Source organism: Capnocytophaga sp. H2931 (genome assembly GCF_002302535.1).
GTDB classification, from domain to species: domain Bacteria; phylum Bacteroidota; class Bacteroidia; order Flavobacteriales; family Flavobacteriaceae; genus Capnocytophaga; species Capnocytophaga canis.
The window spans coordinates 1,392,457-1,417,012 of record NZ_CP022381.1 but is presented as its reverse complement, the minus strand read 5'-3'; the positions used below and the strand labels follow the sequence as shown (position 1 = coordinate 1,417,012).

The window sequence follows — 24,556 nt, the reverse complement described above, 5'->3', positions numbered from 1 at the left end:
AATTAATTCTCTAATCAGTTAATTTTTCGTTAATTATTCTACGAACTAAAAAACAATGCTTATCTTTGCCTCACTAATATAACACGAAAAAAAGATGAAGAAATTTACATTTCTATTGTTTGCCATGCTTTTGGTTGCTTGTGGAGGGAACAAACCCAAGGAATCAAGAGTCGCAAACAAAACAATTAAAGGGGAGTGGATATTGGAATCCGTAACCTACAACCAAACAGGAAAATATGACATCACTTTGTTGAACGACACTTCCAAAGAATGTTTCGAGGGAAGTAAATGGAAATTCGTTCCGAACAACAATCGTGGAACATATTCGATTGAGAATGGAGATTGTTCAACGGGACAACGTAACTTCGTTTTCACAGTACAAGAAATTGATAAGTCATCAGGCTATTACGATTTTTTACTGAAACCAACCAATGAAAAATATCAGTCGGAAACGAATCAGGGGATTCGTATGCACTTGGCATATCTTTCTGACGATAAAATGACTTGGGAACAGACCTTACGCGTTGATGGTAAGCCTTTTGTTATTTCGATGAACTTTGTAAAATAGCTAAAAAACTTAAATAGACTTTTAAACAGATGAAAAAAATAGGAATCGTGTTGCTTTCTGCAACTATGTTAATGGGGTGTGATGCCTACAATAACTCGAACAAAACACAACGTGCAGCAGTAGTAGGAGCAGCCGGAGGAGCTTTATTGGGAGCTATCTTAGGAAATAATGTCAAAGGAGGTAGCAGTGAAATCGGAGCCGTTATCGGAACGGTGGTTGGTGGTGCAGCAGGAGCTGTTATCGGAAACCAGATGGATAAACAAGCTAAAAAGATTGAAGAAGAAATTCCTGGAGCTGAAGTAAAACGTGTTGATGATGGAATCATCGTAACGTTTGATGAAAACAGTGGTGTTTATTTCGATACTAACAAATCGGATGTGAATGTGGCTTCACAAGAAACATTGAACAAGTTAGTCGATGTACTTAAAGAGTATGTTGAGACTAATGTAATTATTATCGGACACACAGATAGCTCAGGAAGTGATACTTATAACATGAAATTATCCGAAAGAAGAGCAAAATCTGTGACAGATTACTTCATTAAACAAGGTTTAAAATCAGATCGTTTCACTACAAAATGGTTTGGAGAAGAACAACCGACACACGACAACTCTACTGCTGAAGGTCGTGCTAAAAACAGACGTGTGAATGTGGTAATTGTTCCAAACGAAAAAATGAAGGAACAAGCTCAAAAAGAAGCAGGACAATAATTCTAAATATTTTTAAACGTAAAATTAAAGAGGGAAACTGTTCGAAAATTTTCGAACAGTTTCTTTTTTACAACCTTACATACAATCAAGAGAAGAGATTTACAAGTACAGTTCCAACCGAATAAAAAACATCCTCGTTTAAATTTATGTTACGGTCAAATTTCGTAACTTTGCCCTCGTATGATGCACGAGGTTTACATATCATTAGGAAGTAATATTGGCGACAGGAAAAGATTTCTGCAAGATGCTGTAAACGCTATAAATGAAAAAATAGGAAGCGTAAGGAATATTTCATCAATTTATGAAACGCCTTCATGGGGTTTTGAAGGTGAAGCGTTTTTCAATGTATGCTTATTGTTAAAAACTTGGTTGACACCTACCGAGGTTTTGACAGAACTTTTGAATATTGAGAGGCAGCTCGGAAGAGTTCGGTCGAGCTTAAAAAAGGGGTATCAATCGCGATGCATCGATCTGGATATATTACTTTTCGATGACATCACATTGAATACGAACGAATTGACTATTCCACACCCACAGCTTCCAAATCGTAAATTTGTTTTGTTTCCGTTAGCAGAAATTGCTTCAGAAAAAAAACATCCTGTAATTCAGAAGAGCATCGCAACGCTAAAAGATGAGACATCCGACACTTCGGATATCCAAAAAATAACTAAAAAACTTATCTCTCCAAGATTCAATTCGCCTTTTGCGAACTACAATTATATTGCCATTGAAGGAAACATTGGAGCAGGAAAGACAACCTTAGCAACCAAAATTGCAGAAGATTTCAACGCAAAACTCATTTTAGAACGCTTTTCCGACAATCCGTTTTTACCAAAGTTTTATGAAAACCCAAAACGTTATGGGTTCACTCTTGAAATGTCCTTTCTTACGGAAAGGTATCAGGCCGTTTCTGAAAAATTGATGCAGTTGGATCTATTCAAGCAATTTGTGGTATCTGACTACGATATTTTTAAATCTTTAATTTTCTCAAAAGTCACCCTAACCGAAGATGAATTTATTCTATACAGAAAATTGTTTTACATACTGCATAATCAAATTATAAAACCCGATTTATACGTATATTTATACCAAAATACAGACAGATTGATTGAAAATATCGCAAAAAGAGGACGATCTTATGAGAAAAACATATCTGCGGACTATCTAAAACGTATTCAGGAAGAGTATTTATCGTTTATTCAACAAAGTAATATGGAAAATACACTTATTATTGACATTACGTGCTTGGATTTTGTCAAAAATAAGGAAGATTACGATTATATAATTCAAAAAATAAGCAATTTTTCAAAATAGAAACGTAAAACCTCAGCTTTTAGCAACTCCTTCTGACGATAAAATATTGAATTGGAGGTAAAATTACATTACTATTTTGAACGGTGTAATTTTCGTTTCAAGTCACAACATAAAACTCTGATTATTATATGCTTACACCTGTTTTATCAACAAAAAAATTAAATCTTGACCAACAAAATAGATTATTAAACAAGGGGTATCAGTTGGTAGAATGGGATTTTATTACTACTGAATATATTGATATTCAATTGGACAGAATAGGAAATCTTTTGCTTTTTACGAGTCAAAACGCTGTGAAGAGTATACTCAGAAACAGAAATATTGACTCTCTGAAGCAAATTACAACAATCTGTGTAGGTGAAAAAACAGCTGATTTATTGACAAGAAATGGTTGGAAAGTACTTTGTTATAGAGAATATGCAACGGAATTAGGAGACTATATACTGCAAAATCACACTGAAGATAACATCACATTTTTCTGTGGAAATCTGCGTAGAGATGTACTACCTAATATATTAAAAAACAACAATATAACACATAAAGAATACGAAGTATATCGCACAAATTTTTGTTCTCGTAAAATTGAGATTCCTATCAAAGCTATTCTATTCTTTAGTCCCTCAGGTGTGATAAGTTATATGCAGAAAAACCTCATTTCGGATCAAATTTGCTTTTGTATTGGGACAACCACAGCTAATGAGGCATCGAAATACACAAAAAACGTAGTTATTGCCAAGAAGCCTACGATTGATTGTGTTATAGATGCGTGTACTGGATATTTTGAGAAGGATTATAGAGAAGTTAATGATGGCAAAGCCATTTAACGACTTTTAAAAAAAATCTCCTGTTTGAAATCTTTCGTTTATTTTTTCATATTCAAACATCTAAATTTCTGTAATCATCTCTTTAGACTTTTGCAGAAAGAATTTCTTACAAGGAGATTTTAAATTAACTTTAATTTTTCGTTGCAAAGATAGTGTTATTTTTTATCAATCCACATATTATAGCGAATTTTATAGTAAAATTAACATTTTTTACAATTGAATGAATAAAATATTCTCATAAAAACGTCTCAAATTACCTTTTTTTGATTATTTTTTAGAATATTTCATTGAAGAAATATAATTTGAGAATATGACTTACAAGTTTTTCATATTGAGAATTTTGATTCGCCATTCCTTCTTTGGTTTGCTGAAAGTTTATATGTGTAGTGAATTTAAAATAATTTGTTTTCCGTATCTTTGCCTTCGTGAAAAAATAAAGCAATGAAAAAAGTACTTATCACGGGCGGAGCAGGTTTTTTAGGTTCGCATCTATGCGAACGTTTCCTTACAGAGGGTTTTTATGTCATCGCTATGGATAATTTAATCACCGGAGACATCAAAAACATAGAGCATCTGTTACCTGACCCTAACTTCGAATTTCAACATTACGACGTAACCAAATTTGTACACGTTCCAGGAAATTTAGATTATATCCTACATTTTGCCTCTCCTGCAAGTCCAATTGATTATCTCAAAATACCTATACACACGCTCAAAGTAGGTTCTATCGGCACATACAATTTATTGGAATTGGCCAAAAATAAAAAAGCTCGTATCCTAATAGCTTCGACCTCTGAAGTTTATGGAGACCCCTTGGTGCATCCGCAATCGGAGGAATACTACGGAAATGTAAGCACTATTGGGCCTCGTGGAGTATATGACGAAGCCAAACGTTTCATGGAATCCATCACTATGGCATACCATCGTTCTTACGGATTGGAAACACGTATCGCGCGGATTTTCAACACGTATGGGGAACGTATGCGACTCAATGATGGACGCGTAATACCTGCTTTTATCGGACAAGTGCTTCGAGGTGAAGACCTTACCATTTTTGGCAATGGAGAGCAAACACGTTCTTTCTGTTACGTAAGTGACCAAATTGAAGGTATTTTTCGATTACTGATGAGCGACTATATTTATCCTATAAACATCGGTAATCCAGAAGAAATTTCTATCAATCAATTCGCACAAGAAATTTTAGAAATTACTCAAACTCAACAGAAAATCACTTATCTACCTCTACCAGAAAATGATCCTCTACAACGACAACCCGATATTAGCAAAGCACGGGAAATTCTGGGCTGGGAACCTCGTATAAGCCGAAAAGAAGGGATGCTACGAACGTATAACTACTTCAAATCATTACCTAAAGAAGAACTTCTTAAAAAGGAACATCGAAATTTTGAAAATTATTTATAACCTCCACTAATCATAAAAAATTCAACTCTTCTGGCGTTGGTAAAAAAGAGACGTGTCTCATCTCTACACTAAAATACAATTTGTATTTCTTCTTTGTAGTATTGTATCGTAGCGTTGAGACTTGTCGTCCACCCATCTACAAAGATTTTACCGTTATTTTTGGAAATATCTTTAATGACGTTAGCAAAATAATCTTCACTAATGCGTTGACTGTTGGTAATATAATAATGATTATCAATTTTATAGATACAATTCTCTAAAACCTCTTGTGGTGTATGGCTTGGCTCGTCTAAACCTACTTTGAAAATCATTGTATAGATACGCGAAAGGGCATCGTTGTGTAGGGTGGGCAACACGATTTGTCCGTTTTTGTCTTGGGTGAGTTTTGGGGCGTTGGTATGGTCAAAGACTTTAAAGCCGTAGTCCTCGCCCAATTCCTCTCCCCCCACCCTCTCCGAAAGAGAGGGAGCTTTTCCTTTATTAGAAGTCCCTCCTTCGGAGGGATTTAGGGAGGATACTCTCCTCAAACGCTCGATGGTGATGCTGGATATTACAGGCGGTAGGTCGTTGTCTATACAAAACTGATAGGCAGGCTTACCCTCGGCGATAGGCTCGTCTATCTGACAAAGGATAAACTTGCGGTTACCCCCATCTTCGGCATTAAGTGCCATTACGGCGTGTCCCGTGGTGCCCGAACCTGCGAAAAAATCAAGGATGATATCATTGTCTTGGGTACAAGAACTTATAATATCGTATACAAATTTAACTCCCTTTGGATAAGAAAAATACTCTACCAATTCCATTTCTTTTAATTCTTTGGTGGCTACTTGGTTCATATACTTGTTATCTGTAAAGTTCAAACTATCCAATGTACTATCCAAAGTTTTAAGGTCCTTTAAATATCTTTTATAGATAAATCCTCTTTCATCGGGTTTATGTTCTTTTTTAAAACAGATACGTCCTTCATCTATGTGTTTTTGAATCGTGTTTTTAGAAAACCTCCAAAACATTCCTTTTGGTGGATAATCTTCCTTACCTGTATAAGGGTTAATTACTGGGAAATAACCATTTTGAAAGCTCCCAGACTTGGCTGATGGGTCAGTAACAGCCCACCTGCCATTAGGGTCATTGTCTGGATTGGTATATTTTGTAGTATCTTTAAGACCTCCCTTCAGACGGTCTATTTTTTCGATATTTTTAGCATAACATAGTAAAAATTCGTGTTGATAATTTACGCCAGTTTTTGCGTCATTTGTTGTGGACTTTGTTTTACGAATAAAATCCGCCACAAAATTTTCTTCCCCAAAGATTTCATCGCAAAGGATTTTGAGGTTGGCTTGTTCGTTGTCGTCAATAGAGATAAAGATTACGCCGTCTTTTGCGAGTAGGTCTCGTGCCAACAAAAGGCGTGGGTACATAAAGGCAAGCCATCCGTTGTGGCTTTTTTTGGTTTTAAAGGAAAATTCCATTCGGTCAAAATCCTCATCAGAAAGGCTTTCGGCAATGCCCAATACTTCGGCTTCGTGGCGGTCAAACTTATCGGGATAAACAAACTCATCACTGCTGGTATTGTAGGGTGGGTCTATGTAGATGCACTTTATCTTTCCGCTGTAATGGGGTTTTAGGAGTTTGAGGCTGTCGAGATTATCGCCTTTGAGTACCATATTTTGGGTGGTATCGGTGTTTTTACTCAATTTTCGGTTAAGCAAAAGTTCCTTTTGGGTTTCTTGTGCGTATTTGGCACGAGCCACGCCACGCCCTACAAAGTTCAGCCCATAGCCGTTTACTTTTTCGTCAATGGGCAATCCCAAAACGGCTTTGAGTTCGGCAAGGTTGAGTTTGCCATCTTTCAGTACAGATGGATAGTGTTCTTTGATGAATTGTACTAATTTATTTTCCGTGTTTTCGGTGTTTAATACGGAAAATCCAGCGTTTATGAATGTTTGTTTATCGTTCATTTTTTTTCTTTTTTCGGTGGTAGAAAATTTTCACCTGTTATTACGCTTTTTCCTGTTTTTTGTTCTAGTTCTTTTCGTGCATTTTTGGCAATTGCTCCACCTTTTTTACTGGCTTGGGCGTTTTGGTTTACTCCCTTTGCGTTTTCACTTTCAGCAATTTGCCTCGTAGAAAGTTCAGCCAAAGCGGTAAAAAGTAGCTCTGCCTCACTCATATGGTCTCGTAAGTTTTGACTTTTAAGTCCTTTGAGTTCTTTGTGTTTTTTCACACTTAGCCCTGTCCATTCTTGGTGTATAATGTTAGTCAAATACGCAAAATCTTTCTTTTCTTCTATGCCTGATTCCTTCCAATAATCGGTGAGCTTGTTGCGGGTTTCTTGCCCTGTCATTCGCTGTTGAATCCACTTTTCGGAACGCCCCATTTTTTGCCAATTTTCTCTGGCTCGGTCTATGCTTTGGCTGGGGTCTTGAATTTCTTGAAGGCGTTCGTACCCCACTTTTGCCAACCATTGTTTAAAGGGTTCTGCTTTGGGGCTGGGTATAGACTGAATAAGGCGGAAAATTTGCTCTACATTGCCTACATCGGTCTTACGCATCTTGCCATCTTCAGCTTCCAATTTCAACTGGTTACAATTTGTAACCGTTTCGTTTCCTTCTTTTATAAGTCTATTTTTTAGCACTTTCCAATAATTCCTCGCCCCTTGATAATGTGGCTGGTCAGTAAGTATTCCTACAATATCAATGATTGAGAAATACCATACTTCCTCTTGTTCGTTGTAATGGCTACGGACTTTTTTGGTTTCAAATAGTTTTATTTCTTGCATTGTTTTAATGTTTTAAAAGGTTACTCAATTATTTCTTCCTGCTTTCTTTTTTGGCTTGTTTTTCCAATTGATGGAGGGTTTCTAGATAGCTTTCCTCTACGCTAGAAAGCGTTTTGGCGTTGTACTTTCGGTATTCGGTGAGGGCTTTTTCTTTGGCTTTATCGGTGGAGATTTTTCCTGCATCGGTCAGGATTTTTCGCCCTGTAGAGGAGAGGATATTGTCTAGCTCTCGTACATAATCTGCCATTTTCATTTCTCGCTCTTCGATGGCGTTGAGCTCTGCCAAATCAAAATACGCCGCTACCAAATTGTTGAGTACTTTGAGTTCTTGCTCTTTGAGGTAATTTTTGGCAATCATTGCTTCGGCTTGTGTGGGTTGTGAGCCTTTGAAATTCATTAGCCCAGCAAAGGGTTTGTTGCTATCCACGCGATAATAAATCACTTCGCTTGCGGTGTTGCCGTGTGCGGCGTAGTGGAGTTTGTTCTGCACGATTTTGAAAAAATCTTGACTCACTTTGCTCTTGGGGTCGTAGTCGGTAGCGGTGGCGTACAAGTCCAGTACTTGCCGATACATTACTTTTTCGGACGAACGAATATCGCGGATTCTGTCTAAAAGTTCTTTCCAATGATTGCCACCGCCGAGGTTTTTCAGGCGTTCGTCATTGAGGGTAAAGCCTTTTACGATGTATTCTTTGAGACGCTCTGTAGCCCAAATACGGAATTTAGTAGCAATGTGCGATTTGATACGATAGCCTAAGGAGATAATCATATCGAGGTTGTAATGCACTACATTGTAGGTTTTGCCATCGGTGGCAGTTGTTCGGAATTTCCGAACAACTGAATTTTCCTGCAATTCTCCTTCCTCAAATATATGACTAATATGCTCACTTACATTCGATTTACTTGTTTGGTAAAGCTCTACTAATTGCTGTTGAGTAAGCCAAATATTTTCGTCTTCCAAACGCACTTTCAGCTGGTTGTCTTCTGTGGTTTGGTAGATGATGATTTGTTTATTTTGGTTTTCCATTTTCTTTTTACTATTTTTCAGACTTTGACAAAGTGCTAAAACTTACCCTTTTACTAACGCCGATAATTGCTGTCCTTTTATTCGTTCTTTAAAGGAGATTTTTATATTTTGTTTTTTGTAATATTCATTGAGTTTCTCAAAATATTTTTTAGCAAAATCGATTTTAGCTTTTTCCTTTTTAGAAATATCGCCAGAGGTTTCATAGCCTTTTGCTTCTACCACCAAAAACACTTTATTGCCTTGTTCGCCTTTAATGGCGTAGCAAAAATCAGGGTTGTACTCGCCCAAAGGAGTTTTGATTTTGAGTTTTGGCAACTTCCCAAAAATGGCTATTTCCGAAATATTGGGGTCTCTTTCTATCACTTCCAATTCAAACTCGCTATCGTACTCGATGACTTCCTCAAAAATCCATTTTTCTTTGAGGGCAAAATCTGTATCAATATCCTTTTGGAATTTGCCTACACTCCCTTCTTTGAGATAGGTTTTGTCATTTTCCGTTTGAAATACATTGGCAAGGGCTTTCCCGCTGATGCCGTCGTATCGGATATGGGCTTTTATAGTATTGATGAGATTGTCTTCTATGATTTTTACGATTTCCTTTTGCACTTGTGCAGGATTATTGGCAATGGTTTGGGTTTTAAACACCTCGTTCAACGCATTAAAAATCTGTACTACAAAGGCAAGTGGCGTTTTGGTTTTATTGGCTATCCATTGTACCATTCTCAAAATATCCACTTGATTTTTACGCTGTTGCACTCCCACTATTTCGGTAGTAATGGCATCTTTTCGGTCTATTTTATCTACATTGAGAATTTCTCTTTTGGTTTGTAACAAGACTTGATGGATTTGCAAATTTTCTATATCGGTCTTGATATTTTCAATGAGTTGCTGTTGTCTTTTTTCGTCCAATGTATCCAATACATAAAAGGCATTTTGGCTGATGGTATTCCAAAGGGTTTTGAACTCCTGCAAATGGTTTTGCTTGATGAATATTTTTTTCTTATCTCCTGATTTATTGTTGCCATTATCTATAAAAGTATTCAGCTCCTTAGGTGAGACAAACACATGTAACAGGGCTTTTTCTTGCTCGGCAGGAAGATTTTGCTCTTTGAGTAGCGTAACAAAATTATCGGCTTTTTCGAAGATGCGTTCTCCATCAATAATCGCTTTACGCACAATCAATTTTTCGCCTCGCAAAACATCATTGATCAAAAAATCAATAGTATCATCATCAAAAGTGGTTTTTTCTTTTAAAATATGAATGATTTCTTTTTCGGTAAAATTTTCAGAAACAAGAAACGAATTACTTAAAATTTCTTTTTGAATATCTTCTACAAATCCTTGTTCTTTGCTCGATACGACAACATCTAAATTGTTGATTTTCCAAAATTCCTCTTGATTGTTATTGAGATTTTTAAAAGTTTTTCGTTGCAGATTTTGGTCCACACAGATACGCAACCCACGTCCTATCTGTTGCAGTTTAGAGATTTCGCTTCCTTGGTTAGAGAGTTTGCAAATGGTAAATACATTGGGATTGTCCCACCCCTCTTGTAACGCCCAAATGGAGAAAATAAAACGCGTAGGGCTCTCAAAGGACAAAAGTTTTTTCTTGTCTCGCAAGATTTCATCTACCCCTGCTTTTACTTTTTGGTCGGTATTTCCTTTGTCGCCCGAAAAATACCCTTTATGCACTTGCAAATTTCCGTCCGTATCAAAGCTGTTTTTCAGATAGTGATAGTAGGCTGAATTGGCATCAAGGGTAGCGATAACCTCGTCATATTTCTTTTTAAATTCTTCTTCAAAAATGATTTTAATTTTCGGATTATCGCCACGAAACAAGCGGGTATCACTTTCGATAAAAAACAAGGACAGGGCTTTGATACCCTGCTCAAAAAGCATCTGTTCTTTTTGAAAATGAATCTCGATAGTTTTTGAAATCATCGCACGGAGCGACTCATCTGTAAGGGAATAATCTACTTTTTCAATAGTATCATTTTCCAATACGATATTGTCTTTGTTGATTTTCTTGATAGTTACCTCATTAAATGTTCCGCCCACGCCTACTTCTCTTCGCACAATGGTTCCATTGCTAAGTGTGTCAATCAAAGCGATGTTTTTGGAACCTTTTTTCTCAATACTCACAAGTGTATCTATACGCTCTACAATATCTTGGGTATAGACCACGATTTTCTTTACCAAATTTTGGCGAAAAGACGAAATACTATCCAACATATACGCCACATTGGAGAGCTGTACGCTGTCTTTTTTTCGTGGAAAAGTCGCCCCAAAACGCAAGTAATAATTATTAAACCCTTCGAAATACTTTTTAAATGCATCGCCGTCAAATCGGTGGGGTTCGTCCATTATCACAATCGGATTGAGCTGTTTGAGACACTCCAAATAGGTTTTGGGCGTTTGGATTGGATTTTGGTAAGTGAATAAATTATTGATTTCGCGTTCCAAAGGTCTGTTCAAAATATTATCCTTGCTCGAAAAGGAGCTTGGCGTCATTATCAACACCGACAAATGTTGTGAATGAATAAAATTATTGACCGCCGAAATGTTTCCGCCCTCGTAAGTAAACACTTCTATTTCTTTTTCCTTTTCATTGGCATACAACCCTTTGAAATAGGCTTTGGTATCTTCCAAATTGGTTTTCGTTCCCTCGCGAATGGGCACCGTGGGAATGAGAATAATGAATTTTTGGTAACCAAAATTTCGATTCAGTTCAAAAATCGTTTTGATGAAAGTAAAGGTTTTTCCTGTACCTGTTTCCATCAGTATATCGATGTTTTTGGCATTTTGTACAGAAAAAGAGTATTGATTTTTGTTTTTGTGTTCGGTAAGTGTTTTTTCAAAAAGTTTTTGCTTTTGTTCCTGCTCTTGTAGATTGTCAAAAGGCTTTTGTTGGGACAAATTTTCAAAAATCTGCACAATATTACGGATACAATCTTCCTGATAAGATTGCGTTTCGTATTGAAATTGTTTTAGTTTCATTTCACTATCATATTTTTTATACTTTGTCAAGGTTTCGAACTTTGACAAAGTGCTTATCTTTTCAACCTCGACAAATTTACAACGGAAAAGCTGTACTTGCAAAATTATGATGTAAAGAAGAAAATTATGAGCGGAAAAAGTTAAACACGTTAAATATTATTTTGGGTACTATTTATAGTTAAACCACATAGATACATAGATTTTACTCTATATTTCTATGTGGTTTACAATTTTTCTACCTCTATCAAAACAAAAAAAAGGGTCAAATGAACATTTGATTATATACAATTATTTTTTCTTGCCTCGGGCTTTGACCACCTCGTTCATATCGTCGATGATTTTGGATGTTTCACTCACAAAAGCGGTGTATTTTGCTTCATCAACGAGCATCATTGCTACCAAATACGGAATCAACTTTTTGTTTATCAATCCCAAAAGCGGTTTGCGGAGGCTACTAGCACTAACTTTTGAAAGGTTTTCGGTAAATGCTTCCTCGTATTGCAGACGTAATCTGGCAAATTCCTCCTGCGTGGTGCGGATTTGTGCAATCGCCTCGCTCACTCCCGAAAGTGCTGTCACAGATGCCTGAACTTCACTTGCCGACAAGTCTTTGAGCAACGAATCAATCAGGTTCGACTCGCTGGAATAGTTCTCTTCAGTGATTTTTACGCCGTATTTCTTGAAAATGGTGGCAATTTTCTGCCCGTGAGCTTTGGTATTTTCCACCGGAAACACCTCATAGGCTTTGAGCATTTTGTCCAACACACGAATGGCTTGGTCACGCTCGGCATCAGCATCTTCGAGTTTCGATACAGCTTTGTCTTTTTTTATGGCTTCGGTAATGGCATCGCCTTGGGTTTGTATTTCCGAAAGAAGGTTTTTCAAAAACGCATCGTCCTGCAAAGTAGCAGTACCTTTGTAAAGAACCGCCAATCGGTTGGCAACATCGCCCACTTCGGTAATTCTGGAGTTGAAATGTAAATTTTTCATAATTGGTAAAATTAAGTGATTGTATTTTTTATGGTGTATGTTTGCATAAACACTTGCTTTGTTCCCTTTCCAAACATTTATGCATTCATAATGGATTGTTTTCTTCTGTTTTTAGTTAATTATGCGTTCATAATTGGTCGCCCATATTTCCGTTGGAGTTTTTATGTGTTCATAATTCTATACTTTTACTTACGCTTTATGATTTATGAAATCATAACAGCCACAAATATAGGGAAATAGTTTTAATAAAATTACTTTTAATAATACTTTAATACCTCTACTATTTTTTCTAATTCTTTTTGTTTGATAAAATCTTCCATTCCTTGCCAATCAATATCATTGTTTTTAGTCGGGAGGAGGATTTTGGTTCTGTTTAACCTCCCTAATGTAGCCCCATTACCTCCCCAAGAAAATTTTTGCATTTGAATTTTCAATAGAGGAATTACAAACATCGCTGTATATTTATTCAAGTTTTCATTCCTTAAAACCTGAATATTTTGTCCTGTGTAAAAACTATTTTTCTGATAAAATACAGTTTGAGTATCAAGTCCTATTGTAATAACATTCCCCTCATCTCTCTGATATTTTTCTTTTTGTTTATCACCTACAAATAGGTTTATACCATTATCTACCTCACTTCTTGTTATATATGGTATATCTCCTTCTTGGAGATTTAGTTTATTTTTATCAATACCACTTTTGGTTGCTTTAATTTCAAATAAGCCTTCTTTTCCTCCTATAAAAAACTCTTTCCAACCTTCAAGATGTACTTTACGATTTACCCCCCCCCCACTGACATTTTGTCATATCTTGATAATATTCCAAAATGGTTTTCACTTTATCTTGTTCTATTTTTCGCATAAAATCTTCCATAAATTGCCAATCGGGGTTTTCATCTTGGTCGATGGGGAGAAGAATCTTTTCTCTTTTTATCCTCACATCATTTATTTCTCTATTGAATGAATATTTTTCTTCTAATCGTTTGATTACCCCTGAAAGAAAAAGATACACATACTTATTGGGTTTATCCAATTCCAAAGCGGTAATATGGTCGCTACCAACAAAAGTATAATGATGATAAAATACCGACCCTACACTACCACTATTAGCCAAAGAAAGACAATTTTCAAACATTCTGATATTTTCAGAATTGGCAATAAAATTATCCACACCATTATTGGTTGCTGTTGAAGAAACATAAGGCATATTCCCCTCTATCTGATTGCTTTTCGTAAGGCGTTTTCCTCTTTGTATTTTAGTAAAAATATCCGAAAAGGAAAACTCCTTCCACGCTCTGTCTTTTAGCCCTCCTGTGGTAAGTATTTCAAGAGCTTTGTTACTATAATGTTCCATTAGCTCTCGTATTTTGGGTTGTTCTTGTTGTTTGATGTAGGCTTCCATAAACTGCCAATCGGGAGTATAAGCCTCCGTACCCCCCCCCACTGACATTTTGACAGGAAGTAGGATTTTTGACCTTCTCATTCGTTTAGGTCTCCATTTCTTTCCATACTCAAAACTTTCACCTGTTTTCATAAGCATAGGAATAAGGAACATTGCCAATTCCTTACTCATTTTATAACCTTTCAAATAAATAGGTGTAATATCGTGGCTACAAGTAAAATCACTTTGTTGGTAAAAAGCATTTCCAACAGAACCATTATTCGTGATAGCAATACAACCACCTTCAAAAATTCTTTTATCAAAATCCTTATCCGATACATTGCCTACTTTATCGTATTCTTTTATTCTATTCAAAGTATAAAATTCTGTAATTCCGTTAGAATATTGTGTTGCCCCCAAAAATGGAATATCTCCATTTTTTTCCAAAGGCGGTTTTTTATTATAATATCCATCTTTGATAGAAAAAATATCTATCATATTGAATGTTTGCCACTCTCTATCGGTAAGTTTTAGATTAGTCATTCTCTTCATTTTTAGGATTGAACAAATAGCCTCTTCCGTGCGTAATCATATTGACTTCAAAGGTGAGATAATCGGCAATTACTTTTTCAAAATCGGCTTCGCTAGGTATTTCATCATTGAAATAATAGAATGAGTGTAACCATTCATCATCGGCTTCAATGGTAGTTTTTACGCAGAATTTGGTTTCGGCATCTAATCTGTCAAACCAAACATCAAGTAGGTGTTGTTTTTTATCCTTGGCGTGAGAAGTTGCCACCAATCCTATATGCTTTTGCACTTCGTAGCCGTCATTCTCAAAGTTGATAAATTTTACTTGTTTGTTTTTAGGGTGTGGTACTCCTGTGGTGAAAACAGCAATACAAGGGTTAGTTCCTACTCCGTAGAAAGTATTTTTATTAAGAGTGATAACCCCCTCCAAAGTATGTTTTTTGAGAATGTTGTTTTTAATAGATTGCTCTTCTTTGGTTTTACCTGTCATTGACGATTGAGGAACGATAACAATAGCTTTTCCGTCTTCCACTAAACAATCCAATAAATGTTCGGTAAAGGCTATTTCATACAAGTTCGGATTTTGCTTTGAACCTTGTGAATACGGAGGATTCATCATTCCAATATTACAACCTTTGAGTTGAAATTGTGCAGGGTTTATTTTCAAAAAATCATCTTGTTCCAAGTTGCTCTTTCCATCGCCTCGTAAAATCATATTGGTAGTGGCTATGGTAAACATATAAGGTTGAAGTTCCAAGCCGTGTAACTGATTTTTACGAATATTTCTTTTTTGGGTTTCATCATCTGTTTTTTGCACCATATCGTGCATTGCTGCAATGAGAAAACCTGCTGTGCCACAACAAGGGTCAAATACTTTATCAGTAGGATTTAAATCTCCCAAGTCGCAAAATAATTCGGTAATATGTTTAGGAGTTAGTACAATCCCCAATGTTTGCCCATCGCCTCCCGAATACGACATAAACTCTCCATAAAAACGCCCTAAATAATCCTCTGCTGAATGAATTCTTTTTATGTTTTTGTAAATTCTTTGATGTAAAAACTCCGTATAATGTTTCAGTGGTGTTTTTCCCAAAGTGTCGTTTTTCTTACTAATGACTTCAATGTCTTTTACCACTAAAAACTGACTCAATAGTTTATCTTTCTTTACTTGTGGAGAAACAGCTGCTCTGTCTAAACTTGCTTTAATATAATTATAGATTTTATCGCCATCTTTTACATTATCATTTTGATCGCCATTGAGTGTGTCAAGCGTAATATTTTGCTTTTCCATCTCTTCAAGAGCAAGTAAAATTCCTGATACAATCAAAGGCTTGTCCTTATCTTGGATACTTCCGTAATTGCGTAAATCTTCGTGAAGTTCCTTGGCATCTTTTAAAATCTCTTCGGTGGTTTTCTCCTCCGAAGTTTTTTCTTTGAGAATGTTTTTTATGTAATACTCCTCTATATTTTTTTCTGAAAAAGAAATAAAGGTTTCTACATCTTCCAACTCTTTATATTCTCCTCTTTCATTAATAAATAAAGGTGTTATTCTATGGCGTTTTTCATTCCCTGAAACTCCAAAAGCTATAATTTTTTTGTAATCGGTATGTTTTGACAAATGCAAACCATAATGTAATGCTCCATTTACAGCATAATTTGTTGTGCTTTCTACGCTTTGACAAATCAAATCTTTTTCATCTCTTTTGATATGATTAGAAACATCCGCTTTGTCTTCTATTACGATTAGAAAATCCTTAACAACTCCTACGAATTCAGGTTTTCCGATTTTGCCATTTTTCTTTTTTGAAGCAGTTTTTAAAGCTTTGTCTATTTCCAAAATATCACTTCCTTGTGAGGACAAACTCTGCCTAAGTTCTGCTTCTTTGAGTAAATCTGCCACCCAAAAGTCAGTATTTTTCTCTATCTTTTTTGCCACAACTTATTACTTTTATAAAAAGGGTGAAAATATTCCACCCTTGTTTCATTTATCAGAATAAGGATACGTCTTACTACACCACCACATTCACGATTTTCCCTTTTACCACGATGATTTTTTTCGGAGGGTTTCCGCCGAGTTGGGTTTGGGTGCGGTCATCTGCCAAGATGATTTTTTCTACTTCGTCGGTTGGTAAATCCAATGGTAATTCGATTTTGAAACGCACTTTTCCGTTGAACGACACCGGATATTCTTTTGTGCTTTCTACCAAATATTTTTCCTCAAAAACAGGGAACGGCACTCGGCTAATGCTTTCATTATGACCTAAAACTTCCCAAAGTTCTTCGGCAATGTGCGGTGCATACGGCGAAATCAGTACTGCCATTGGTTCTAAAATCGCTCGTTTGTTGCATTTGATTTTTTGCAATTCGTTTACCGCAATCATAAATGCCGACACCGAAGTATTGAACGAGAAATTCTCAATGTCGTACTCCACTTTTTTGATGAGCGTATGCAAGATTTTGTATTCTTCTTTAGTCGGTTCTTCATCAGAAATAGCAACCGTATCGCCGTCAAAATAAAGGTTGTAAAACTTTTTCAAAAAGCCCGAAACACCTGTAATCCCTGCTGTATTCCAAGGTTTTGCCTGTTCCAACGGACCTAAAAACATCTCATACAAACGCAATGTATCCGCTCCGTATTGCTCACAAATATCATCAGGATTTACTACATTGTATTTGGATTTCGACATTTTTTCTACCTCGTGACCAACGATGTATTTTCCGTTTTCGTCCAAAATAAATTCCGCATCCACAAAATCAGGTCGCCATTGTTTAAATCCTTCAATATCCAATTCCGATGAAGTATTTACAAGTGAAACATCGGCGTGAATGGCTTGTACTTTTTTGTCGCCAATTTGATTTTTTGAAACGAAAGTATTTGTACCCTCGATGCGATACACAAAGGCACTCGTTCCTAAAATCATTCCTTGATTTATCATTTTTTGAAAAGGCTCTTCGGCTTGTATAAATCCTCTGTCTTTAAGGAATTTATTCCAAAATCTCGAATATAATAAATGCCCTGTGGCGTGTTCGCTTCCACCGATGTATAAATCTACATTTTGCCAATAATTTACGCTGTCTTGCGAAACAAATTCGTTTTCGTTGTGTGCGTCCATATAGCGAAGCCAATACCAAGACGACCCCGCCCAACCCGGCATTGTGGAAAGTTCCAAAGGGAAAATCGTTTGATTGTCAATCAAATCAGTACTTACGATTTTCTCTTCCGCTTCATTCCAAGCATATTCTTTTGCGTTTCCTAATGGTGGGTCGCCGTCTTCGGTGGGGAGGTATTTTTCCACTTCGGGAAGTTCCAACGGTAAGGCTGAAAGCGGCAACGTGTAAGGTACGTCGTTTTTGTAATAAACAGGCACAGGTTCGCCCCAATACCGCTGACGCGAGAAAATAGCATCTCTTTGTCGGTAGTTAATTTTAGCTTTCCCTACTCCCGATTTTTCCAATTCTTCAAGGATTTTTTCGGTGGCTTCTTCGTAATCCATTCCGTTGAGAAAATCCGAATTTTGCAATTTGAAACCACCCTTTTCCGTATAAGCTCCTTGTGAAATATCTTTATCAAAAATATTGATGATTTCAGGCATTCCTTCCGCACCTGCAAAATGTTTTGCAAAAGCATAATCACGTTCATCTCCGGCAGGAACCGCCATTACCGCCCCCGTTCCGTAACCTGCTAACACATAGTCGCCTATCCAAATTGGCAAGTAATAACCTGTTGCTGGGCAGACCGCATAAGCTCCCGTGAATACGCCCGAAATGGTTTTCGTATCCGCCATTCTATCTCTTTCCGAACGCTTGGAAGTCGCTTCGATATAATCCAAAACAGCTTGTTTTTGTGTTTCGGTTGTAATGCTTAAAACCAATTCGTGTTCGGGAGCAAGAGTTAAATACGTTACGCCAAAAATGGTGTCGGGTCTTGTTGTAAATACAGTAATATGTTCAACGTTTGAAGTTTCAGGTTCAAGGTCTTGGGACTTTGAACTTAGAACTTTAAACTTAACGATTGCCCCTTTCGATTTCCCTATCCAATTGCGTTGGCTTTCTTTGATGGATTCGCTCCAATCCACCGTATCCAATCCTTGTAACAATCGCTCGGAATAAGCGGTAATACGCATACTCCATTGCATCATTTTCTTTTGGAAAACAGGATGTCCGCCACGCTCCGAAACACCGTTTACCACCTCATCGTTTGCCAAAACCGTTCCCAAAGCTGGACACCAATTCACCGTAGTTTCGGCACGAAACGCCAAACGATAATTCAATAAGATGTTTTGTTTTTCTTCTTCGTTATAATTTTTCCACTGTTCGTCAGTAAAATGAAGTTCTTCGGTCTGAGCAGCATTTAAGTTTTCGGTTCCGAATTGCTCAAAATGCCAAATTAAAGTATCAATGCTTTCGGCTTTGTCGGTTGTGTTGTTGTACCACGAGTGAAAAAGTTGAATAAAAATCCATTGTGTCCATTTGTAATAATCAGGATTGGAAGTCCTTACTTCTCTGCTCCAATCGAAAGAAAACCCGATTTTGTCGAGCTGTTCGCGGTAACGAGCTATGTTTTCACGAGTGGTTTTTTCAGGATGTTGCCCGGTTTGTATGGCGTATTGCTCGGCAGGAAGCCCGAAACTGTCGTACCCTTGCGGATGCAACACATTGAAGCCTTTGTGGCGTTTGTATCGTGCGAAAATATCCGAAGCGATGTACCCCAGCGGATGCCCCACGTGCAAGCCCGCTCCCGACGGATACGGAAACATATCTAATACATAAAATTTCGGCTTTTCCGAATTGTTTTCTGTTTTAAAAGTTTGGTTTTCTGCCCAATATTTTTGCCATTTGGCTTCGATGTCTTTGTGGTTGTAGTTCATTTCTCTCCGCAACCCTCTCCAAAAGAAAGGGAATTTTTATTAAATGGTTAACAATCTGATTAAAATGCAAAAGTAATATTTTTATGTTTAACAAACGTATCTCCAGAAAATTTATCTGTCATCGCTAAGTATGTCGTTAAAAGAAATCCAATCGCCACGAGTAAAACGCCTTAAAATACTATCTTGCTTGTATTGATTTTTGAGTATGCACCATATCGTATGGGGAGTATGCGTTGTCTTTAAAAATACTGTCATTCATACCAATTTCCCGCAACTACATTGTCCATTTGTTTATAACTGATTCCGATAAGCCCCAACAATACCATTATTTGTCGTCCTCCGTTTTTTGCCGTACTTGGCAACGGAAATAAAGCTCTCCCGCCTTAGCAACTTTTAGCATATCTTGGCTGTTTTCCGCATCAATTTCTTCTGCTTGTTGATAAAATTCATTCGTTTTGAAGGTAAGATGCCCCAACAATTCCTCTCCGAGAGTAAAAGTGGGCTTTTGTGCCAAGATAAGTTTTTGCTGTTGCATTTCAAGAGTGATATTGTCCGTCAGTGTATCGGAAAGAGTTTGTTTATAAGTGTTTCGCTCGTGCGTATCTTCCCAATAAAGGGTTTGGAAATCGTTCTTACTCAGATTGATATTAAACTGAAAACCTCCGAAAACCCAAATTCCCATTCGTATTTTGATGGTATCGTTGTCCAACACACAAGTACAATCGGTAGTGAAAGGCTCCTCTTCCGTGCTTAAAAACGGATATTCCTTGCCCTTTGCTAAAGTTTTAACAAAATATCGGCTGCGGTTGTCTTTGTATCGCAGAGCAGTGATTTTATGTTTTTCAATCATTTTTTGAACAAACTCTTGGGGTGCTTCCGCTATAAAGGCTTTGCCGTCAAGCATCATTTGGAGTTCTTCCTTTTGGTGCTTATTTTTCAAAGAATCCAAACGGATTTCGTTTTTGGTCAGCGTTTCAAATCGTTCCAATTGGGGAATTTTTCCGATGTGGTACGTAGTTGGCGTTTGTCCGTTACTACAAGAATACATCGCCAAAGCGATAAATAATTTCAGTAAATGCTGAATTTTTAGTTTTTTGTTCATCATTTTTCTATGTTAAAAAGTTGATATTATTTTAATGCTTCCGCCCAATTACCTCAACCGATACGTATCTATTGATTAACGGGAGCGCACCTATTTACTAACAGGTACGCTCCCGTTTAACAATGTAACCGCTTCCGTTGAAGGTTTCCAAAAAGGCGTTATTCATAATAGGTAATGACTCTTTCGGTGATGCCCGTTCGTTTATCGTTAATGTATTCATATCGAAGCATCCAATTACCTTGATTATCATACTCATACGAAAATGTTTTGGTATATGCTCCGTCTATTTCCTGTATCAAATCGCCATTGGGGTTGTATTGCATCGTTTTTGTTTTTACAACCGCATCGTTTTCAAGTATCGTTTCCTTTAAAACCCTTCCGAGTGAATCGTTAGTATAGAGAATATCCAAAATTCCGAGCGGACTTACTTCCTGAATTTTAGAAAGATAGCCATTTTCATCATATTCCAAATTATGCTCTCCTACTGATATTTTTTTTCGGGAAAGCGTTTGTTTTATGACGTTTCCCTTCTCATTAAGGATAATTTTACTTTCGGTAACGGTATTTTCTGTCTTTAAAACAGCTCCCATAAGTAGTCCGTTTTCATAAAAATACTGAATATTTGCCCAACGACTGCTCACCGCAATCGGCTGATGGGTTGGGTTATACTTCCAAACAACGGGAATAGAATCGTGTGGGGGATAGTGTTCAGTGAGGTTTCCGTGTGGGTTGTAGGTAAACAATTCAAAAAATCGTTTTTCCTGCTTCATAAATTCTTTTCCCTGCGGAGAAAGCGAACCTTCGTTGTAAAAATAAGTTTCGATTGATTTTATTTTTCCTTTGAGGTTTTCGGATTGTAGGTCGTTTTGCCAATCTAATTTTGAGAGTATCAGTCCGTTTTTCTGTTCGGAGAGCGGTCTGTATTGCTGTGCCAAGAGCATTCCGCTTACGAAAATTAGTGCGAGTGTGATTATTTTCTTCATTGCATTCGATTGTTTTTACCTGTGATTTATTTTACTTTTTTCAAAACAAATTCCCCTTTCGGACTGATTTCATAGGTAAAAGTTATCACATTTTCGTAAAATTCTTTTCTTACAACAATCGAATTTTTGTTTAAAACAGACTCTGTAAATACGGCACTTTCGGCAATTTCATCATAAGCAATCAAAAGATAATCAATAATTTGATTGTTTTTATCCAAATTAAAAAGTATCGTTGAAAATTGATGTTCTCCCTGCTGAAAAGCCACCACTACGGAAGTAAAATCGTCCGAGAAAGGTACGCTATAAACGCGTTTAAAATTTTCCGCATCAGGAAACAATCCTGAAAGCAATAATCGGGCTTGATTAGCACTTAATGCGGGTAACAAATCGTAATTATCGGCGTTGGTTTGTTCTTTTTTAGGAAAAGAAACGGTCGGAAAATCAGACCACGTTACATCAGAAATGGTAGGTTTTAGAATGATTTTGTAATGGATAAATTCCATTGTTCCCTGCTCGTCATAATTGGGATGTGCAAGATACAAGGTAGTGTCATCTGCCCAAAAAGCACTGAGATTACAAAGCATTTTTGTCGTAATTTTTTCAAAAATATGGTCTAAGTTGATGGTTTTTTGCCACTGACCATTTTTGTACTGCTGAATGAAATAAAACACGCATTCTTGCCCTCCGTAGAAACCATTTAACCGAGCTTTATTATTCGGCGAAGCCACCACAAATTCAGGGTTACCGACTTCTTCGGTTTGTTTGCCATTGGAGAGATTAAAACTTACATCAGAGCTATGCCCTCCCTCGAAAAGTACGATGTCTTCAGTAGGAAAATAAGCGACAAAACCAATTTCGTTCAACAAATCATAAATGGTGTCGAGCTTGGTTCCGTTACGAAAACGAATTTCCTGCGGAAAGTGTGTCCAATCCCTATCTTTTCTAAATGTTACAATGTCTTTCAAATGTTTTTCTGCCTGAGCAAAGTTTGTAATTTTAGGAATCGGGTCGCTTTTTATTGCTTTGGATTGAGCGGTATGAAATTCCTTTTCGCTTATTTGATGAATTTCAAGGGGTAAATCTTCATTAAAAAATGATTGGATATACGTTACCTCTGTTATTGAATCATTGTTAGATGCCTCACTTTCATATATTTCATTATTTGAAACGCTCTCTTTGCTTTCTTGTTTTTTCTTTGAAGAAAAATCGCAAGAACAAAGTAATAACAGTAATAGAAATAATATATTTCTCATAGATTCAGGTGTTTAACAGTCGTGTGATTCGTAATGGAGTCGCTCGTAATGGTCTTCCATACGCTCGTAACTTTTTTGGGATTGTGGTAGTGCTTTGAGTTTCACCGGGAGTTGTTTTTTGCCGTCAGGGGCTATCCAAAGTCCTTCCAAGGTGTCGCCTTTGCGATGGAGCAGCAAAACGCCTGTATTTCCAAATTCTACGAAAGTAAATCGTTCTTCGTTAAAATCCATAAAAGACTCCAACAAAATGCGTTCGTTGGATTTTTCGTATTTGTAATAGGCTTGGGCATAGGTGGTCGGACATCCCGTTTCCTTAATGGCAAGGTAAAATCCCACTTTCAAGTCCCCTCCGATAGTGCCTTCGTAATAGGTTTGCGAAATGATGGTTTGTGAAAATCCTTGTAAGGAGAGTAAAAATGTTACGATAGTTATTAATTGTTTCATTATCAATTGGTTTTGTTTGTTATTTAATCTTGTAATTTTTTAATAAAACATTACTCTATCCATAGAGGTTTGGAAGACAAATGGAGAAAAAAATTTTTATTTGTATCCTAAAAAAACTACTTTTCAGCATTTCCTTTATGAATTCCTTTGATGATGCCCTCAGCTAATTCTTCTTCTACATCTTCAATGTTTTTATCTTTTTCAAGATTGTCTTCCTTATTGCGTTTTGATGTACTCACGGAAAGAATTAACCCTAAGGCAAGACAAGTCATCCAAATTGAAGTACCCCCGCTACTGATAAGAGGAAGATTTTGCCCCGTAACAGGGAATATTTCAACGGCAACACCCATATTAATAAACGCCTGAAAAATAATGGGTAATCCCATCCCCAAAACTAACAACTGACCAAAAACCGTCCGTGCGTTCATGGAAATCACCATAATTCGGAATAGTAGTAACATATAGAGCAACAACACTATCAAAGCTCCGAAAGAGCCATATTCTTCCGTAATGATTGCATAAATAAAATCGGATGAACTCTGTGGTAAAAAGTTTTTCATGGTACTCTTTCCTGCTCCTTCGCCTAAAAAACCTCCTTTAGCAATTGCCATTTTGGCTCGTTCAATTTGAAATCTTCCACTACTATTTTCATTGCTATCGGTAAATGAGTCAATACGACTGATCCACGTGGAGGCTCGGCTCGGAAGCAGTTCTGGAAAAGCTTTTGCTGTTATATAGAACATAACAACACCTACGGCACAAATTGATAGAAAATTTAAAATATTTCGCATAGGAAGTTTCCCGATGAAAGTAAGTATAATCACAGAAAAAGCAACCAACAGCGAAGTGGAAAGATTTGATGGAACAATGAGTATTATAGTAACACCAACAGGCATCCATAAGGGCCAAAAACTATCTGAAAATGTAGGTTTTTTCTCGAAATTTTCTGCTAAATATGAAGCCACATAAATCATAATCATAACAAAAGCAAAGGTTGAAGGCTGAAACGATACTCCCACGAATGGAACCTCAATCCAACGACTCGCATTAGCTCCCGCAATGACTGTTCCTTTCACAGCCGCAAAAACCAAAAATATGGCTGCCAAGACAATTCCTATTTTAGAAATAGGTCGTGAAAATCGATAAGGAACCTTGTGTACCAAATAGATGATCACGAATCCAACTCCCATCAAAAATCCGTGTTTTATGAAATGTCCAAAGGTTGTTCCTTTGCCCACAACATAAACCAAATTAGTACTGGCACTATAGACCGCCAAGAAAGATAGTAATGTGAATACCAATATGATAGCCCATACAACCTTATCTCCTTTAATGTTTTGTGCTATCCACTTTTGCATTTGAAT

General features: G+C 36.9%; 19 protein-coding genes and 1 pseudogene. 5 read left to right on the top strand and 15 right to left on the bottom strand.

Going from position 1 to position 24,556, the window contains the following annotated elements; all coding sequences use genetic code 11:
* Window positions 1-94: 94 nt before the first annotated feature.
* The 5 genes from CGC52_RS06020 to CGC52_RS06000 all read left to right on the top strand — a co-directional run bounded on the left by CGC52_RS06020 (window position 95) and on the right by CGC52_RS06000 (window position 4,838).
* On the top strand, window positions 95-568 hold the full coding sequence (locus tag CGC52_RS06020) for a lipocalin family protein (protein ID WP_042005743.1): 474 nt from the start codon (window positions 95-97) through the stop codon (window positions 566-568).
* 29 nt (window positions 569-597) lie between these two features.
* A complete protein-coding gene (locus CGC52_RS06015; RefSeq protein ID WP_042005741.1) occupies window positions 598-1,278 on the top strand; it encodes an OmpA family protein in 681 nt (226 codons plus the stop codon).
* A 180-nt stretch (window positions 1,279-1,458) separates the two neighbouring features.
* On the top strand, window positions 1,459-2,592 hold the full coding sequence (folK, locus tag CGC52_RS06010; RefSeq protein WP_095893741.1) for a 2-amino-4-hydroxy-6-hydroxymethyldihydropteridine diphosphokinase: 1,134 nt from the start codon (window positions 1,459-1,461) through the stop codon (window positions 2,590-2,592).
* A gap of 128 nt (window positions 2,593-2,720) precedes the next feature.
* Window positions 2,721-3,416, top strand: coding sequence for a uroporphyrinogen-III synthase (locus tag CGC52_RS06005; RefSeq protein ID WP_095893740.1), 696 nt, complete (start codon window positions 2,721-2,723; stop codon window positions 3,414-3,416).
* A gap of 441 nt (window positions 3,417-3,857) precedes the next feature.
* A complete protein-coding gene (locus CGC52_RS06000; protein ID WP_095893739.1) occupies window positions 3,858-4,838 on the top strand; it encodes a UDP-glucuronic acid decarboxylase family protein in 981 nt (326 codons plus the stop codon).
* A gap of 68 nt (window positions 4,839-4,906) precedes the next feature.
* Here CGC52_RS06000 and CGC52_RS05995 read toward each other — a convergent pair whose 3' ends face one another.
* The 15 genes and pseudogenes from CGC52_RS05995 to CGC52_RS05930 all read right to left on the bottom strand — a co-directional run bounded on the left by CGC52_RS05995 (window position 4,907) and on the right by CGC52_RS05930 (window position 24,550).
* Window positions 4,907-6,796, bottom strand: a complete 1,890-nt coding sequence (locus tag CGC52_RS05995) for a site-specific DNA-methyltransferase (RefSeq protein WP_095893738.1) — start codon at window positions 6,794-6,796, stop codon at window positions 4,907-4,909.
* Window positions 6,793-7,617, bottom strand: a complete 825-nt coding sequence (locus CGC52_RS05990; protein WP_042347462.1) for a Bro-N domain-containing protein — start codon at window positions 7,615-7,617, stop codon at window positions 6,793-6,795. The genes CGC52_RS05995 and CGC52_RS05990 overlap by 4 nt, the downstream gene beginning before the upstream one ends.
* Window positions 7,618-7,645: 28 nt before the next feature.
* A complete protein-coding gene (locus CGC52_RS05985; protein ID WP_095893737.1) occupies window positions 7,646-8,644 on the bottom strand; it encodes a virulence RhuM family protein in 999 nt (332 codons plus the stop codon).
* Between the two features lie 42 nt (window positions 8,645-8,686).
* Window positions 8,687-11,641, bottom strand: coding sequence for a DEAD/DEAH box helicase family protein (locus tag CGC52_RS05980; RefSeq protein WP_095894477.1), 2,955 nt, complete (start codon window positions 11,639-11,641; stop codon window positions 8,687-8,689).
* A 288-nt stretch (window positions 11,642-11,929) separates the two neighbouring features.
* The gene (locus CGC52_RS05975; protein ID WP_095893736.1) at window positions 11,930-12,631 is read right to left on the bottom strand and encodes a DUF6261 family protein; all 702 of its coding nucleotides are present in this window, start codon (window positions 12,629-12,631) and stop codon (window positions 11,930-11,932) included.
* 257 nt (window positions 12,632-12,888) lie between these two features.
* Window positions 12,889-13,380, bottom strand: a pseudogene (locus CGC52_RS05970) (restriction endonuclease subunit S); the annotation flags it as partial.
* 22 nt (window positions 13,381-13,402) lie between these two features.
* A complete protein-coding gene (locus CGC52_RS05965; protein ID WP_198540553.1) occupies window positions 13,403-14,563 on the bottom strand; it encodes a restriction endonuclease subunit S in 1,161 nt (386 codons plus the stop codon).
* Window positions 14,547-16,478, bottom strand: a complete 1,932-nt coding sequence (locus tag CGC52_RS05960; RefSeq protein ID WP_095893733.1) for a class I SAM-dependent DNA methyltransferase — start codon at window positions 16,476-16,478, stop codon at window positions 14,547-14,549. The genes CGC52_RS05965 and CGC52_RS05960 overlap by 17 nt, the downstream gene beginning before the upstream one ends.
* A gap of 73 nt (window positions 16,479-16,551) precedes the next feature.
* Entirely contained in the window at window positions 16,552-19,410 is a 2,859-nt protein-coding gene (gene leuS / locus CGC52_RS05955) for a leucine--tRNA ligase (RefSeq protein WP_095893732.1), read from the bottom strand.
* Between the two features lie 111 nt (window positions 19,411-19,521).
* A complete protein-coding gene (locus tag CGC52_RS11220; RefSeq protein WP_157909110.1) occupies window positions 19,522-19,665 on the bottom strand; it encodes a hypothetical protein in 144 nt (47 codons plus the stop codon).
* Between the two features lie 70 nt (window positions 19,666-19,735).
* Window positions 19,736-20,515 (bottom strand): hypothetical protein, encoded by a 780-nt coding sequence (locus tag CGC52_RS05950; protein ID WP_232751797.1) that lies wholly within the window; start codon window positions 20,513-20,515, stop codon window positions 19,736-19,738.
* Between the two features lie 155 nt (window positions 20,516-20,670).
* Window positions 20,671-21,495: an RHS repeat protein gene (locus CGC52_RS05945; RefSeq protein ID WP_095893730.1), complete on the bottom strand. Its 825-nt coding sequence runs from the start codon at window positions 21,493-21,495 to the stop codon at window positions 20,671-20,673.
* A gap of 26 nt (window positions 21,496-21,521) precedes the next feature.
* The gene (locus tag CGC52_RS05940; protein ID WP_095893729.1) at window positions 21,522-22,748 is read right to left on the bottom strand and encodes a hypothetical protein; all 1,227 of its coding nucleotides are present in this window, start codon (window positions 22,746-22,748) and stop codon (window positions 21,522-21,524) included.
* Between the two features lie 12 nt (window positions 22,749-22,760).
* Window positions 22,761-23,192: a hypothetical protein gene (locus tag CGC52_RS05935; RefSeq protein ID WP_095893728.1), complete on the bottom strand. Its 432-nt coding sequence runs from the start codon at window positions 23,190-23,192 to the stop codon at window positions 22,761-22,763.
* Between the two features lie 116 nt (window positions 23,193-23,308).
* Entirely contained in the window at window positions 23,309-24,550 is a 1,242-nt protein-coding gene (locus tag CGC52_RS05930; RefSeq protein ID WP_095893727.1) for an FtsW/RodA/SpoVE family cell cycle protein, read from the bottom strand.
* Between the last annotated feature and the right edge of the window lie 6 nt (window positions 24,551-24,556).

Excerpts from the sequence above, each read along its gene's own strand:
- CGC52_RS06020 (WP_042005743.1), top strand. The coding sequence starts at position 95 with ATGAAGAAATTTACATTTCTATTGTTTGCCATGCTTTTGGTTGCTTGT.
- CGC52_RS06015 (WP_042005741.1), top strand. The coding sequence starts at position 598 with ATGAAAAAAATAGGAATCGTGTTGCTTTCTGCAACTATGTTAATGGGG.
- folK (WP_095893741.1), top strand. The coding sequence starts at position 1,459 with ATGATGCACGAGGTTTACATATCATTAGGAAGTAATATTGGCGACAGG.
- CGC52_RS06005 (WP_095893740.1), top strand. The coding sequence starts at position 2,721 with ATGCTTACACCTGTTTTATCAACAAAAAAATTAAATCTTGACCAACAA.
- CGC52_RS06000 (WP_095893739.1), top strand. The coding sequence starts at position 3,858 with ATGAAAAAAGTACTTATCACGGGCGGAGCAGGTTTTTTAGGTTCGCAT.
- CGC52_RS05995 (WP_095893738.1), bottom strand. The coding sequence starts at position 6,796 with ATGAACGATAAACAAACATTCATAAACGCTGGATTTTCCGTATTAAAC.
- CGC52_RS05990 (WP_042347462.1), bottom strand. The coding sequence starts at position 7,617 with ATGCAAGAAATAAAACTATTTGAAACCAAAAAAGTCCGTAGCCATTAC.
- CGC52_RS05985 (WP_095893737.1), bottom strand. The coding sequence starts at position 8,644 with ATGGAAAACCAAAATAAACAAATCATCATCTACCAAACCACAGAAGAC.
- CGC52_RS05980 (WP_095894477.1), bottom strand. The coding sequence starts at position 11,641 with ATGAAACTAAAACAATTTCAATACGAAACGCAATCTTATCAGGAAGAT.
- CGC52_RS05975 (WP_095893736.1), bottom strand. The coding sequence starts at position 12,631 with ATGAAAAATTTACATTTCAACTCCAGAATTACCGAAGTGGGCGATGTT.
- CGC52_RS05965 (WP_198540553.1), bottom strand. The coding sequence starts at position 14,563 with ATGAAGAGAATGACTAATCTAAAACTTACCGATAGAGAGTGGCAAACA.
- leuS (WP_095893732.1), bottom strand. The coding sequence starts at position 19,410 with ATGAACTACAACCACAAAGACATCGAAGCCAAATGGCAAAAATATTGG.
- CGC52_RS11220 (WP_157909110.1), bottom strand. The coding sequence starts at position 19,665 with ATGACAGTATTTTTAAAGACAACGCATACTCCCCATACGATATGGTGC.
- CGC52_RS05950 (WP_232751797.1), bottom strand. The coding sequence starts at position 20,515 with ATGATGAACAAAAAACTAAAAATTCAGCATTTACTGAAATTATTTATC.
- CGC52_RS05945 (WP_095893730.1), bottom strand. The coding sequence starts at position 21,495 with ATGAAGAAAATAATCACACTCGCACTAATTTTCGTAAGCGGAATGCTC.
- CGC52_RS05940 (WP_095893729.1), bottom strand. The coding sequence starts at position 22,748 with ATGAGAAATATATTATTTCTATTACTGTTATTACTTTGTTCTTGCGAT.
- CGC52_RS05935 (WP_095893728.1), bottom strand. The coding sequence starts at position 23,192 with ATGAAACAATTAATAACTATCGTAACATTTTTACTCTCCTTACAAGGA.
- CGC52_RS05930 (WP_095893727.1), bottom strand. The coding sequence starts at position 24,550 with ATGCAAAAGTGGATAGCACAAAACATTAAAGGAGATAAGGTTGTATGG.